The organism is Deltaproteobacteria bacterium, assembly GCA_016931625.1.
Taxonomy (GTDB): domain Bacteria; phylum Myxococcota; class XYA12-FULL-58-9; order XYA12-FULL-58-9; family JAFGEK01; genus JAFGEK01.
In genome coordinates this window covers 1-14,731 of sequence record JAFGEK010000211.1, presented here as the reverse complement: position 1 = coordinate 14,731, position 14,731 = coordinate 1, and the positions used below count along the sequence as shown (strand labels likewise).

The following is a 14,731-nucleotide window of genomic DNA, read 5'->3' as shown; positions in this document are numbered from 1 at the left end:
TGCTCAAAGCGCAAGTGGTAATGCCAGAGGGAGTAGTGGTTAGCAATGATAAAGGAACACCGCAAGGTGTTCCCACTATCGCCATTGCTAAGCAACATCGTGCTTGATGAGCTTGATCATGAGCTTTCTCGTCACGGTCACCACTTTGTACGATACACAGATGATTGCAATATCTACGTGCGTAGCAAACGCTCAGGCGAGCGTGTGATGGCTAGCATTGTACGGTTTATTGAGAAGCGGTTAGGTCTTAAAGTAAATCGTGCTAAAAGTGCTGTATCTCGTCCTAAAGAGCGACACTTCTTAGGTTTCACCCAGAAGTCAGGACAATTACCAGAGCAAAGCATAGTGTTGTGCAATTTTTGTAAACGTTCATTGCGCCCTAAGTAATTGCAGGGAGTTACCACCGAAAAAAATGATCGTCAAACAATGGACTTTGTATTACTAACGGTGGTTTTCTTTGCCCAGCGGCAAGATTTTTTCATGAAATCTGTGCTGGTGCTAAGTGCTTTTCGGCTTTCAGCGGTCAGCACTCAGCTAAAGATGGCGGTGTTTTTAAGGTTCGCCACGTTGATTCAAAGGCAACTCGATAGTTTTCAACTGAGGCCTGACTTATCGGCTTAGCGGTGGTGACGGGTTTATGGAACTTTACGCGGTGAGTTTGGCGAGCTGATCCGCGTTCGCGTTGCGGGCGGCAAGTTGAGCTCGCTATGGACCATCGCCACGAATCTGGTGACGGTATTCAAGATAGCTCTGGATGGTAGCACCGAGAGCAGCAAGCCGCTGTTCGGCTCCTGCACCGGTATTCTGGTAAGCGACCGGGCTACGGTCTTTTCGTTCTGGTGTTAATTCTCACGCTTTTTCATCAGATCTTTAAGGTGGTCTTTCGACCGAAAGCGGACATGGATCGGTGCTCAAATTACATAAGGTTATTAAGGTTTGGTATTTTATTATCACACCACGCCAACCAGACGGGTGATGCGCCAGGAAACACTGTCGGCCGAAATATCAACTAGCAGCCAGACTATTCGTGATCCTGAGCAATAACTTGGCGGTAAGCACTAATACTTCGACGCACAGCCTTCATTTGTTCAACGATAGTATCCGCGATCCATAGTTTTACATTGGCTGATTGTGGCTCATCACCGGCAACTAACTCGCAATGAGTGCATAACAAAGCCTGCTCGGTGACATAAAGAACATGGTCGAGGATGTCGACAGCCGCAAGTTGTGGCGCATCATCTAGGTCAAAGAAGTATAGTGGTGATGTCGCCATTGTATGGTCAAGCCGCGGTTTTAACTAAAATTCCTGCTTTAACGACAGGCTAATTTCTTGCGGCGACTAAAAGTGTCATTTTGACCCGTTTACTGGTGGCCATTAACAGCCCGGTGCACGTTTTCAAGGCAAACATGTGGCTGAGATAACTAAAAAAATTAGTATGAATTAAAGTAAATATTCAGGTCGCCCTTTAAAAACTTAAGCGTTAATAGGGATAAATGCAGCACCATTAAAAGCACCTAATAAAGCTTGCAGAGCCTTGGCTTATATGGCTAGGGGCTAAGGTGTTTGGTACCTTTTTATATAAGGCACCTTAAGTAAGCCATAAGTAGGGCTGGGGAGGTTATGTCTTAGCGTTTAGCTTTATGATGCCATAATATATTTGTATGTAAACCACGGTGATTGCCTTCACCTTCAAAACTAACACTCATTTTTAATGCTTCTAAATCTTCAAAAGCGAAAGATACCGGCGCATTTTTGACCGGAAGATCCGGGAGTACAGGATTAGCATTTGAACCATATATTGAATGGGTTAGTTGACCATCAACGCTTAATTTAAAGCTACCGCCACTTGCAAAGCGAGGTTCATAACCAAAATAAGCCAGCCCAAGTCTTCGTAAATCTTCTTGCTTAGTTGGATCTATTTTTAAGCTTTGCATAAGGATTTCGACAGTTCTGTAGGCGTCTTGATTACTGCGTAGATTATATTTTTCTAAAAGGCCAGCAAGACTTTTTATTAGCCACCCATTAGGACTTATAGGTCGTATGGATACGCTAGCTTGCATTTCACCTTCTTTTGGTTGATTAGGAGTTTGTGCGTTGTTATCGGCCTTATTTTTTTGCTGTGCCTTTTTAATTTTTTCCTCGGCGTTTAATTCATCTAGGATATCATCAATTTGTTCTTCAATAACCTCACGTTCTAATGCAGCAATGAAGATATCAGCAACCGTAGCATAATAAATTTTTATGCCAAAGCGCTGTACATCGCGATGAATACTATCATCATCATTTTTAACTTGAGGTTCTTGAATTAGGGTAATTGGTATTGAACGATATGGTTTATCTTGCATCCATTCGAACATACCGGCTGCTGCAGAATCAGCATAACCGCGGGTAGCTACAAGAGTTGCTGCAAACGCTAATTTATTTTGTATGTGAGCGCTTACATAAAATGGCAGATGCCCAAGAATATCTTTCATTTTGGTACGTGCTTCATCGCGAATATTAGAGCTACTTTGTAAGGTAGGAATTTCGTGTGACCATAACATTGCATCCCAAAGACCACTGCGATCAGCAGTGCCTATTGCAACCCAATCACCGAGCCAGCCTAAGTTTAAGTCACGGCTAGAAGTCATTTTTCGGCTTAGCTTATCAAGTTGTCGACGCAGCTTAGCTTCGGCGCCAATCGCCAAAGTGACTGAGGCGCCAGAGCTTTGCGGTGCATGCGATGTATAACGTTGACCAACAATGCGTATTAGGTCGTTGTATTCTGATTGATCGATAAGGGGTAGCATACGAGCATCAATTTCAACAATTTTTCCATCAGCGTTACGTTTTAATCTAGCAGCAATCGGATCAATGAAACCTGTCCAATTGCGTTGATAGGTGTCGCTAAAACGTTGGTAAGCCTGTGCTTCTTCAGGAGTGACTTTATCGATAGTAAGTTCTGCAAGAGGTACTAATCGTGATAGAGTTCCCCATGGTGAATTAGTCCCATGCTTTATGTCTAAATTGATATTAGAACCATCAGCATGTACTAACTCTTCGGGTAGAAGCAAACTAGCATCTAAAATATCTTTAATATATTTTGGTGGTTTACCTTCAAGCAAACCATACAATAACGCTGTATAGCCAACTGTTGCAAGATCTGCTTGTGCCTGCATACGTCGTGATTGCAATATTTTTATGCGTGGGCTTATGGTATGTGCAACAAAAGCATCACCAATAAAAGCAAAACCATCTTCTTTATCTTTATTAAAAGGATAAAGTGCTCGCATGTAAAGATAATCACCAGAATCTTGCAGGCGTGCTAGTTTGCCATTTTTTACAGCGATGAAGCGTTTGATTGCCGAACGAGAATTAGAAATAATTAATACATCATCAATTTGTAAACGGTGCTGATAAATATCACGGTCTTTAGTGGCTAGCAGATGTATTGTGTAACCACCCTCTGTATATGATGATATTGCAGCATCGCCACGGCGTTCACGTGCACGCTTACTAAAATAATTTAAAGCAGTTTCAAGTATAGTTTGATTTTTGATTTTAAAAAGCAACGATACATCTGTGCCTTCACGAAAGAAGGGATCGCTAGCAACCATGGCAATACCATCAGCCGCGATATGACCAAGTTTTTCGGCTAAGCCAGTTTTTTCAATAGCAAGCTGTTGTTCATAGCGTTGCACAAAATGGGTAGCACCAGGTTTGTTATCAATGATTTGTGCTAGAGGCGAAGCCCATTGCTCGACATCATTCATTAAAAGAACAAGGGTGCGCAAATCATGAAAATGTACATAAGCAACATCATTGGGAACATATGCCGAAAGGGGGTCAGCTATTGGCTGTGGTTTGTTAGGTAATTCAGTAAGCATCTTATTCCAGGGATGCTCGGTTAACGGTACTTCTTTAAGCGTTGATAGGGCTATAGTTTGCATTGCGGTGGAGGGACCACGAAATAAAAGGGCGCGATCGGTTTGCAGTGCTTCTTCTACTGATAGCCAACCTGTGTATAAACTCATTAGATCACCGATTTTTGCGCGTTGGATGCGATTACTTGATAGAGAATTTGCCGTTAAGCGTTGACTTTTTTGAGTTGCGATACTTAAAGCATTTAGACGATTGTAGGCAAAAGTGTAAAAAGGTTTTGGCCCAATAGCACCAGAGTTTAATTTACTAAATGCCTCAGCAATCGACTTATAAAACCTTTGCATCGGTGACGCAATAGCTTCAGTAGAATCAACAATAGTAGGGGAAATTTTTGAAACTACTACTTTAATAATTGGAGGGGTTTTCGTAATGACATTATTGCTGCTGAGATAAGAAGATGGCAAATATTGTAAATTAATATGGCGGCTAACAAGATCTTTAAGTTCTGCAGCTAAACGAATGATTACTCCATTGGGAGTAGTTACCGCTATACCGTTGTATGATGTTTTATTGTTTATTATATTTAATATAATTGGTTGTGACGGCCAATACATTTTAAACTCATTTGAGTTTTGGTGATCGCGCGCTTCAATATAAATATGTGCATCTATCTTTTGTATCGATGTCACATTTAATTCTATAATTTTTTCTTGTGCCGCTGGTAGTGAGCCAAATTCACGTTTTAATACTGGATTTGAATCAGGCCGAATATTGATTTTTCTTAAAGAAACAGTGGCCATATTAGTGCCATGATGGCTACAGCTAGCAAATATTAAATTACTAATAAAGATTATGCTGACCGTAAAACGCAATATTGATTTGTGACAAGTTTTAAGTTGTTGGTTGATAATCATAATATTACACCTTTGTAATATGAAAGAATGTATAAAAAAAGCTCGACGCTGCAAATAAAGACTTTAATATATATTTGTTATAGCGGCCAGGTAATTATTAAGAGTTACTATCGAACATAGACTTGAGTAAAACTGCTTTCATCAGCATTGTTACCATATTGACGAAAAGACACTTGCCAACCATCAACACAATAATAGTACGTACTCTTTTCATTGATGGTCATAGTACCATTTAAGGTTGCGTATGTTGCATCGCTATTTTCATTAAAAGCAAGCGTTATGGTGCAATTGCATCCCGAACTATCTTCGGAGCAAGTCGTAGCAGCAGCTGTGTTAATAAAGGTATCTATTAAGAGACCAAAATAAACACATTGATAACTTGGAAAGCATGATAAAGGATAAGTAACTTGCACTTGTGCGGTGGCATTTACCGTTCTTTGCACTGTGGTACCACTAAATACAGCTGTACCAGTTATGTCAGAAACTACAACATTATTTATTTTTACAATACAAGTAGCTTGTGAGAATAATGCCGCCAATTCATCAGTATTCACGCATATATCAGCAAGATGCCAGGTACCTGTTAATTCACCCCCACAAGCATTGTCAGAGTTAAAATCAGTGTCGCATGATACGGATTCACAAGTGATAGCATCATTGCTGCATTTTTTTTGACTTGCAGTACAATCATTAGTCACCGACCAATTAGTACCATCGCAGGTTTCAATTTTATTATTTTCACAACGAGTTTTGCCACTTACGCAAATATTCCCAGATTCATTTTCGGTTTGGTTTTCGGATTCGTTTCCGGTTTGCTTACCAGACTCATTGCCATTTTCATTATTAGGGTCGGTAATTGAAGTGTCTTCAATTTTTTTATTATTGCCACATGCAGATAGCCAAAAGCTAAATCCAAAAATAAAGGGTATTATCAATAATACTTTATTCATGTGGAACTCCTTACTGCGATAACTACGAAATTTTATGTTAAGGTATGTTAAAGTACGTTTTTTACTTCCATTGATAAAGCTGCGACGACTATATTTACGCATACTATTCATATTTATGATCCGCTAAGCATATACATATTATTAGAAGAAACGATAGATAAGTTTTTTTATTTTTTTACCAAGTTTTTAATCAATTACTAATGAATATAAACGTAACCACCTAAAATAAAAGGAAAAAAAGTTATCAATAGGGTTGTGGTAGTGTAAAAGACATTTCCCATGTCACAAATGTCATAGTGGCTATTCTTGTTAGACGTACCAATAATTTTTTTATTCTATATGCAAAAAAACAACAATATTCTTGAGTGACTTGCTTGCTTATGGTACCCCCTGATTCTCAATAATTCGGATTATAAGAGACGCAATAAAGTATAATACCTGACGGTTATGTCAGAAACTGTAATAAAAAGAAGCTGCAAAAAAACTTAATGAGATGTAAAATTGGAGATATTTCAAGAAGATTACATAATGAAACAGCTATACAGATAACTTGGCACGTTTTTTGGATATCTGCTTCTAGCTGCTGCTTTATCTAATGAGTAGCATTATTTTTTGTTATGGAAAGCTTCTGACTTTAGGAACGTGAATGATCAGACAGAGAACAATAAAAGAAAAAGTCAGTTGCACTGGTGTGGGTTTACACTCCGGTCGTCGCGTACGTGTTGAACTGTTACCGGCTAGCGAAAATAGCCAGATTTTATTCATTCGCACTGACAAAAAAAACCACGTAGAACTTAAAGCTAGTATTGCCTGCTTAAGTGATACCACCTTAGCAACATCTTTGGCTTCCGGGGTTAATGGTTCACGTATACAAATAGGTACTGTAGAGCATTTATTAGCTGCAACAACCAGCGCAGGCATTGATAACTTACAAGTGCTTGTTGATGGTGATGAAATTCCGATTCTTGATGGAAGCGCTGCACCTTTTATTGAGATGCTTGCTGCCGCTGGTATAGAAGAGCAACGCTGTTCAAAGAGATTTATTGTCATAAAACGTGAAGTTAAAGTGCAACATGGTAATAAATTTGCAAAATTATCACCTGGGCCAGGATTATGCATAACTTGTAGTTTAGATTTTGACCATCCACTAATTGCACCAACGCCTTTGAGATTTAATTTTACAGAGGCCAATTTTCGCCGCGAACTAATGCGAGCACGCACATTTGGTTTTGTACAAGATGTTGAGGCTTTAAAAGCAAAAGGACTAGCTCGTGGCGCTTCACTTGAAAACGCTATTGCTATCGATGGCTATAGGGTTTTAAACCCTGAGGGTTTACGCTATCCAGACGAATTTGTACGCCATAAAATACTTGATGCTATTGGTGATTTAAGCCTTTTTGGTATGCCGGTAATTGGCAAGCTAACCTTACAACGTCCTGGCCACACATTAAATACGCAGCTTGTTCGAGCTGTATTAGCTGATCCACGTAACTATGAGATTGTTGAAGCTGTACGACAATCAGAGCAAGTAGCAGCACTTGGGGAAGGCGCTTTTGCATTATTTGAACCATACCAAAGTATAGCCTAGTCTCATTTATCAAATAATTTGTTTTTAGCCTTCGTATTATAATTTAAAACACTGGTGTCACAGTATACTATGGCGAACTCTTGTTATTTAGGGACACCCCCTGCTATCGCTGTTTTGCTTTGTCATGCATCAAAAAATACTTAGAGATGACTGATATAATAACTGGTGATTAAATTAGAGGTGATTTTATACCATCGGTTTTAGCTATTTCGATTTGTATTTTATTTTTAACATTCAATGGTATTAACACCATTATTTATTTTTGGTGTAGTTTGATTTGATGCAGGCTGTTCAATACTTTGAGATTGAACACCCCACTTTTGTATTACAGCATGACTAACAGCCAGTGTGCCAAAGAGACCAATTACAAAAGCCACTAATAGCAACACAATATATGTAAAAGTCTTTGTTTTAATCATGGCGAATAATACTATAGCAAAGTTAATGCCAACCTTTGACATTTACAAGTTAACCGAAAATATTAGTGATTTTAAATATTTCAAAACGTGATCTGCGTCACGGCTGAGACAACATGGTCAGAGTAAGTAAAGAGGTATGCAAATATGGACACCCCCTATTTAACGACTGTTAGTTTGTTTGATTCTTGTTTTGATCGCAAGACACAATCTTCTAAGGCAAATCCCTCAAAATAGTTTCCAGTGATTAACAGCGGAAGTTTTTTTAATGCATGGTCTATATCAGCAATAATTTTTTGGTGACCTATACGAGGTGATGGCAACGTAGCTTGATAATTTGTGGTTTCTAAGAATTCACAGGTGTCAATACCAATGATATCTGCCAATGTTGACAACTGCTGTTGATTACTAACCATAGCATCAGCATGCAATGCAAAACCACGGTATCGGGAGTCAGATACCGTGTCTCTTGTGACTATAGAATAGAAATCTCCATTGATTGGTATTAGACCAGCAACTAACGGAAGGGTGGTAGTTTGGCTTCGTACAACTATCCCCGTAGTAGCTATTTCAGTAATGGAAATTTGTTTAAGTAGTGATGCTACTGTAGGTGAGAGTTTTTTGATTATCGACGCACCAATTGGTGGTGAAACTGCAAGTGCGACAAAACGACTGCTAATATTTTCACCATTTTTAGTATGGACAATCATTTCGTTGCCATTACGTGTAATATTTAAAGCTGTAGTATTGAGGTGAGTGCTAATTTTAGGATGATTTGCAATAGCATCAATAATGGTTGATAAGCCACCTTGCATAGTAAAACTGCGAGGGATTTTGCTATTTCGTTGATGACGTTTTTTAAAAATCATTACTGCAGGAATTTGCTCGGCTGGTTGTGAAATTACTGCAGCAAATAGTGATGCAAATACATTTTTATAATTTTGAATTCCAACAATAGGTTCGTAAAATTCACGCACGGTTTTATTGGTTTTACGCTGATACAACAGGCGCCAAAGGCGCAGCATTATGTCTTTGATAGATAATTTATTTAAAATTGGGTGTATTTGGTTTTCTATTAACAAGCGAAAAGAAACTTTTCGGCGAGCGGTTATTTCGTTACGCAGACCTAATTGTTCAATTATATGTAAAAGTGAAACATACGAGTTATAACAAGTATGAGTGCCCAATTCGACCCAATAATCGCTGAATGGGTACCATGAATGAATACAACCTCCTAAATGCGGTGCTTTTTCAATAACGAGAGTTTGGTATCCCTTAGCAGCGCAGAAATGCGCTAAACTCATGCCACTAATACCACCGCCAATGATTATTATGTCGTTCATTTACATTTATGTCGGTTGTAAAACCTTCCAGATAGGTGATAGGGATTGTATATAATGACTAATCATCATGTTTACTACTGCGAATTCAAAGATTTCTGCGCATAATGCGCTTATTGATTGGATTTTACGAACCTTAGCCATTGTAGGTTTAGGTGCAAGTGTAGTTTTATTATGGGATTATACCCAAACATCAAATATGTTTTGTGGACCAGGCCAAGGTTGTGATCTAGTTAGAGCATCACGTTTTGCATATATTGCAGGTATTCCAACACCGGTTTTTGCTGTCACTTATTTTTTGTTTATTTTAATATTATTACACTTGCAGTTACCAATTGCTCGTCGCTTACTTACTTTAGCCGCAACTTTGGGTGGGTTTACGGGTATTGCACTATTTATTGAGCAAGCTGTTTTTATTAAAGCTTTTTGCAAATATTGTTGTATTGGTGATTTTGCTCAGCTGAGTATTGCGGTTTTGGTCTTATTAAATAGAAAGCCAATAGCACCGCTTACTAAGCGTGGCCGTTTAGGTTTTAGTGCACTTTTTTTAATAGGTTTTGGTGCACCTTTTGTTTTTGGCTTAGTTACTCAGCCACCCGCAGTTTCAGAAAATAATTCAAAGCCAATATCTGCTTGTGTGCGGGAGGCAAATACTGGCGTTATCACTGTAGTTGAGTTTGTTGATTTTCAATGTCCATATTGTCGCACTCAGCATTTCGCACTTAATCGCATAGTTGAAACGATGAGCGCAGAATTAGGTAAGCCTATTCGTGCTGTGCGCAAACATTTTCCTCTAGCTATGCATAAATATGCTGCGGACGCTGCACGGGTGGCAGTTTGTGCAGAAGCAGCTGGTCGTGGTGAATTAATGGTTGATATTTTATTTTCAGCTGATGATTTATCTTTACCGGCGTTGCAAATGAACGCTAGCCAATTAGGTATTGATAAGAATAGTTTAACTGCTTGTATGCATTCAAATAGCACCAACAGTCGCTTAGCTGACGATTATACCTGCGGCAAGCAATCAAATATTACAGCATTGCCGACTTTTTATATCGGCGAAACTAGATTTCAAGGTTTGCAAAAAGATGAAAAAGTTATCACAGCAATAAAGCGTGCAGCAAAAGAAATACATAAGCAGTAATGATTAGTATATTCACGTATACCTTACTAAAAAGTAATTTGTTGCGGCTATTTTTTAAGGGGAAATATATCAATATTTTTAGGATCTGCTGATTGTTTGCGGCGAATATTGAAGGCTTCAAGTAGATCACCAGTTGTGTAGACAATAAAATTTTTATGTACTACTGGTGGTGAGAGAACAATTTTTTCAATATCTTTAGCTTGGTGGCGACCTAGTAAGCTGCCACTAGCAGCGTCGAGAATGAGTAAATAGTAGGTATGACTTACAAGAGTTTGGCGCAATTCTTGTAAGTCGCCTGACCAAATAAATATCTGATCGTTTTTAATTAAGGGTAAACAAGCACATGATTATTTCCACGTAATTCAATAGGCCGCTGCCAAATTTTATGTAAAGTAATAGAATCGTGGGTAGCAGCAAAAGTTGCAGAGTTTATAAAAAAACTTAAGAAAGTGAAGAAAAAATAATCAAGATATTTAATATTTAGGTGCATGGTTATCCGCGAGCGTTTTAGTCGTTTTTATTAAGCATGCATTTGAACTGTTGTGGATAATTTGCAATTAGACTAATTTTTTCTTGAGAAATATTTTTATCAAGTAATCTTAATGAATTTGCAACTAAGATATAATTAGCCTTTTGAGTATAAGGCGTAAATGATTTTGAAATATCTCCAGTAGCATCGCTGATAAGTGATGTTATTAAAGCTGGTTTATTACAATCAAGTTCAAAGTTATTTAGGTTAACGGTTTTTATAGATTTATGTTCGCGAGTGCGAAAGTGCACTTGTTTTTCACCAGCCTCATAGACAATTTGCCATTGCATGGGACTAAATGAATTTGAAGTTAGCCATTTAAGAATATTCCAAGCAGTAGTAATGTTGTTATTTTTAGATTTGATTGCATTAATAATAAGCTTATATAAATTAATGAAACGATAGTATTTTATGGCAGTTATATTCATATTACGCTCTGCCCAAGCATTATAACACTTTTTAAAGGGTGAATTAGTAAGAGCGATTGGAGATTCAATAAATGCACCGCTTGAAGTTATTAATTTACCATCAAGAAATTCAATCACTCCACAACTTCCTTCAGGACTACAAACAAAATAATGTAGCTTGGCGTAAATTGGTGTAATACGAACTTTTTTAGCTAATTCTATTGCGTGATCTGTAGATTTTGCTTGATCAAGCAAATATTGTACGAAATTTAGCTCATTAACTGTAGGTAAATTATTTGGTTTTGGATACTGAGTTAGATTCAGTATTGAAGCTTCAATAACAATACCTTGTTCATTTATTCCTCCCACCGGAAACTCACGCCCATATTGATTAAACGTGAGACTAGCAAAACGACTTTGCCAAGTAGCGGGTTTATCAGATGGTAAGAGTACTAATGACTGTTTTTTTATTCCGCGCTTATTAATAAAAACTAAACCCGATTCATCATGCCATTCATAGCTTTTAGCAATAATTGTGTTTGGTATGGTTTGCGGTTGTGCCTTTTTAAAATCAGGCATTCTATTGTCAGGCAAAGCAAACGTTGCGCAAGGGTAAGCTGGCGTGGCAGATAGCAACAATAAGATAGTGACTAATTTATGCATATATAGTGCAATAAGATCAGGTGATTAAAACGTCAATAGTGTAGCAGCAGCAGCACATGGTGCCATTTGAATTAATTATGCAAACTCTAATTGAGCATAGTCGCAGTGCACAAGATAGTCTATTAAATATCTATGGTATAGGCCAACCAGGCATTAACCATAAGTTATTTGCTGCTTTACTGGCAGCCGATTTGCTGAAAATTGTTATAACTACTAACTTTGATATGCTTATTGAACAAGCATATGAGCAACACTGTAAAAAAACAAATGATCTACAAGTATATTATCAAGAGACGCATTTTACAAAATGCGATCTTGATGATGACCAGAAAAAACTAATTAAGACACATGGTAGTTATCACAATAAAACAAGTATGATCATTAGCATCAAACAAATTGCTAGTCGAGAAAACTCAATTCATCGCAAAAGACTAATTGAGAAAATATTTAGTAACGACAGAAGAAATAATGAAGATCAGTCGATGCTTATACTAGGGTATAGTTGTAGTGATGTATTTGATATCAATGAAAGTATTAGTACCTTGTTTGATGTGAAAAGGATAATATATTTGGTGCAACATGATACAACACAAGAACAAGTTGAAAATATTGAAGTATGCAAAGAAAAAAATCCTTTTAATAGGTATCAGGGTTTACGTATATATTGTGATACTAATAAATTTGTAGAAAAGCTTTGGCAAAATTTGCTTCAACAACCATATGAAGAAGATAAGCAGTTAATAGCATTACCTCAATGGCAACCCATGATCAATGAATGGATTGATATTAACTCAGATTATAAAAAACACGAGATTTTAGGGGCTTTAACATTTACGGTTGGTGATTTTGCTAAATCAATGTCTTACTATAAAAAACTACTAACTTTAATTGATGATAATGTTGAACAATCAACTAAAGCTTGGTGTTTGCATAATATCGGTTTGGCTTGTAATGCTTATGAAGACAGCGTGCGCGCCATTGATTATTTTAAACAAGCATTAAAAATTGCAAAGAGAAACAAGGATCGCGAACTTTTGATGCTACTATATGGTAATTTAGCTGTAGCACATATGAAATTATCATTTCTTAGAGACCCAAGAAATCAAATACCAATGCGATATTATAAAAAAGCCTTAAGGCAGGCACGTTTGTTAAAGGATAAATACCATGAAGGGGTATGGCACTCTGGTATAGCAACTATATATCTTAAAAATAAAGAAGATACTTTAGCGCTGCCAGAATTGCAGAAATTGTTAGCAGTCGCGCAACAATATGGTGATAAACGTAGCGAACTATTACGGTTAGCTAATTTAGGTAGCGTACATTATCATTTAGGGAACTATGAAGATTCTATATGGTTCTATAATAAAGCCGAACATATCGCACGAGCTTTAGGTGATATAAATATAGTTGCTGAGCTACACGAAAATATAAAAAAGGCAGGAGAAAAACATGAAGAACCTGATCGCTTTGATAAAGCAATGCAACGTATGGGGATTGAAATATTAGATGAGACACAAATAAAAGAAAGAAGGTTTTATTCTTTACAAATATTTATAGTGACTGTAGTTATTATTGTAATAATATGGTTTAAAAATAGTTGTTAGTCTAATAAGTTGATGAATTTGTTTTATATATAATATTTATGTCGTCCGGCACCGCTTTTTACTCTTATCAATCGCTTCTCTAACTTTTGCAGCGCCAAAATCTATTACCGCTTGATGCAAATTATGTTGCCGACAGCGTAATTGAATATTGTTTACTGAGACCTGACCACCTTGGGCATAAGGCAAAACGTGATGGTATTCAAGCCCAGCTGTTTCTGAACAGCGCTGACCGTCTTTCGCCATGTAAGTACAACGATACTGATCGCGTTCGGCCACTTGGCGACGCAATTGCTTCGGTAAGTACCGCGAGTTTTGTTTGTGACATTTTTTGTTAGTATTATTTTCGACATGCGCCGGGCCATGTTGGTCGTACCTTTTAGCACTAGATGCATTTTTGTTAACCAGTTGCTTGGTGACGGTGTGTTTTGGTTTGGCAAACTTCTTTGCTTCGAGCTGCAGACATAAGCGTTCAAGTGCAAGTTCAATAACATCACCTAGCTCAGCCTTAGGTAGCTTGTGACGTAGTAGAGCTTTAACACGCAAAAGCTTATCACGACCTTTCGTACTTAAGGTTACCTGTAATTTAAAAGAAGAAGCTGACAACGGGGTTAGTAACGAGCGCGTCTGCGGCGTGGCTGCAACAGGAGCTAATGAAGGCGTTGCTGCGCTACTAGATATATTTGATGGCAATAAAGTCGTTGTTGTTTTAGTAGGCGTTGTAGTTGCTGCTGCGGTTGATGGTGATGTACTCACCAATAATGATGCCTGCGTTTTTATCGGCAATTTAACTAAGGTGCTTGCAACATCTGCTTTAGGAAAACGAATAGCCAATAGTTGTTCAACCTGCCGTTTAGTTTTGCGGCGAGCTTATTCAATTAACTCATGAGCTGTTTGTGGGTTAACCTCTTGAGGTAAATATGGCGCTAACAAATTAATACTTGAAAGAAACAACTCACCTTTAGCAACTAGCTCAAAAACTACCGGAAAGCGCCGTGCTAAACGCGCAGCATGAATACGCCTAGCGGTTTCATCTTCAGTAGCCCCAAGACGTTCGATGCAATAACTAAACAAAGACGAACAAGCTTGTTCTAAATAAATCTTGCGCTCATCAACCTCAGCTAGGTGCGCCAGCAGCTCAGCCGTTACTTCCACAGTTAGCACCCAAAACCGGCCATACAGTTTCACTTCAAAACCGGCCATATAGAAAGCCATAAGCCGAGACGTTGACCGACGCGTTAGTCTTTGACCTAGCGCGATAATGAGCAACGTTTTGAGCGAAATAAAACAACAACAAATTTTAGCACTTGGTCG

Annotated in this window: 12 protein-coding genes and 1 pseudogene; 4 read left to right on the top strand and 9 right to left on the bottom strand. The window is 38.0% G+C overall.

Annotated elements, in window-relative coordinates; translation table 11 throughout:
- Nucleotides 1–387 (top strand): annotated as a pseudogene (locus JW841_17330) (group II intron reverse transcriptase/maturase).
- Nucleotides 388–1,021: 634 nt separating this feature from the next.
- Here the strand turns inward: JW841_17330 and JW841_17325 are convergent.
- From JW841_17325 to JW841_17315, 3 genes are all read right to left on the bottom strand, one after another.
- On the bottom strand, nt 1,022–1,273 hold the full coding sequence (locus JW841_17325) for a hypothetical protein (protein MBN1962697.1): 252 nt from the start codon (nt 1,271–1,273) through the stop codon (nt 1,022–1,024).
- A 353-nt stretch (nt 1,274–1,626) separates the two neighbouring features.
- Nucleotides 1,627–4,776: a hypothetical protein gene (locus tag JW841_17320; GenBank protein ID MBN1962696.1), complete on the bottom strand. Its 3,150-nt coding sequence runs from the start codon at nt 4,774–4,776 to the stop codon at nt 1,627–1,629.
- A 107-nt stretch (nt 4,777–4,883) separates the two neighbouring features.
- The gene (locus JW841_17315; protein ID MBN1962695.1) at nt 4,884–5,726 is read right to left on the bottom strand and encodes a hypothetical protein; all 843 of its coding nucleotides are present in this window, start codon (nt 5,724–5,726) and stop codon (nt 4,884–4,886) included.
- Nucleotides 5,727–6,372: 646 nt separating this feature from the next.
- Between JW841_17315 and JW841_17310 the strand changes: the two genes are divergently transcribed.
- Nucleotides 6,373–7,314: a UDP-3-O-acyl-N-acetylglucosamine deacetylase gene (locus JW841_17310; protein MBN1962694.1), complete on the top strand. Its 942-nt coding sequence runs from the start codon at nt 6,373–6,375 to the stop codon at nt 7,312–7,314.
- A gap of 227 nt (nt 7,315–7,541) precedes the next feature.
- Here the strand turns inward: JW841_17310 and JW841_17305 are convergent, their stop codons facing one another.
- Nucleotides 7,542–7,733 carry a hypothetical protein gene (locus tag JW841_17305; protein ID MBN1962693.1) on the bottom strand — a complete coding sequence of 64 codons (192 nt, stop codon included), beginning with the start codon at nt 7,731–7,733 and terminating at the stop codon, nt 7,542–7,544.
- A 155-nt stretch (nt 7,734–7,888) separates the two neighbouring features.
- Nucleotides 7,889–9,073, bottom strand: coding sequence for an FAD-dependent oxidoreductase (locus tag JW841_17300; protein ID MBN1962692.1), 1,185 nt, complete (start codon nt 9,071–9,073; stop codon nt 7,889–7,891).
- Between the two features lie 67 nt (nt 9,074–9,140).
- Between JW841_17300 and JW841_17295 the strand changes: the two genes are divergently transcribed.
- Nucleotides 9,141–10,214 carry a thioredoxin domain-containing protein gene (locus JW841_17295; GenBank protein MBN1962691.1) on the top strand — a complete coding sequence of 358 codons (1,074 nt, stop codon included), beginning with the start codon at nt 9,141–9,143 and terminating at the stop codon, nt 10,212–10,214.
- Between the two features lie 47 nt (nt 10,215–10,261).
- Here the strand turns inward: JW841_17295 and JW841_17290 are convergent, their stop codons facing one another.
- Nucleotides 10,262–10,495, bottom strand: coding sequence for a hypothetical protein (locus JW841_17290; protein MBN1962690.1), 234 nt, complete (start codon nt 10,493–10,495; stop codon nt 10,262–10,264).
- Nucleotides 10,496–10,721: 226 nt separating this feature from the next.
- Nucleotides 10,722–11,813, bottom strand: coding sequence for a hypothetical protein (locus JW841_17285; GenBank protein ID MBN1962689.1), 1,092 nt, complete (start codon nt 11,811–11,813; stop codon nt 10,722–10,724).
- A 77-nt stretch (nt 11,814–11,890) separates the two neighbouring features.
- Between JW841_17285 and JW841_17280 the strand changes: the two genes are divergently transcribed.
- Entirely contained in the window at nt 11,891–13,420 is a 1,530-nt protein-coding gene (locus JW841_17280; GenBank protein ID MBN1962688.1) for a tetratricopeptide repeat protein, read from the top strand.
- Nucleotides 13,421–13,456: 36 nt separating this feature from the next.
- Here JW841_17280 and JW841_17275 read toward each other — a convergent pair whose 3' ends face one another.
- Together JW841_17275 and JW841_17270 are read right to left on the bottom strand one after the other, a co-directional pair.
- The gene (locus JW841_17275) at nt 13,457–14,251 is read right to left on the bottom strand and encodes an HNH endonuclease (GenBank protein MBN1962687.1); all 795 of its coding nucleotides are present in this window, start codon (nt 14,249–14,251) and stop codon (nt 13,457–13,459) included.
- A gap of 36 nt (nt 14,252–14,287) precedes the next feature.
- On the bottom strand, nt 14,288–14,632 hold the full coding sequence (locus JW841_17270; protein ID MBN1962686.1) for a hypothetical protein: 345 nt from the start codon (nt 14,630–14,632) through the stop codon (nt 14,288–14,290).
- Between the last annotated feature and the right edge of the window lie 99 nt (nt 14,633–14,731).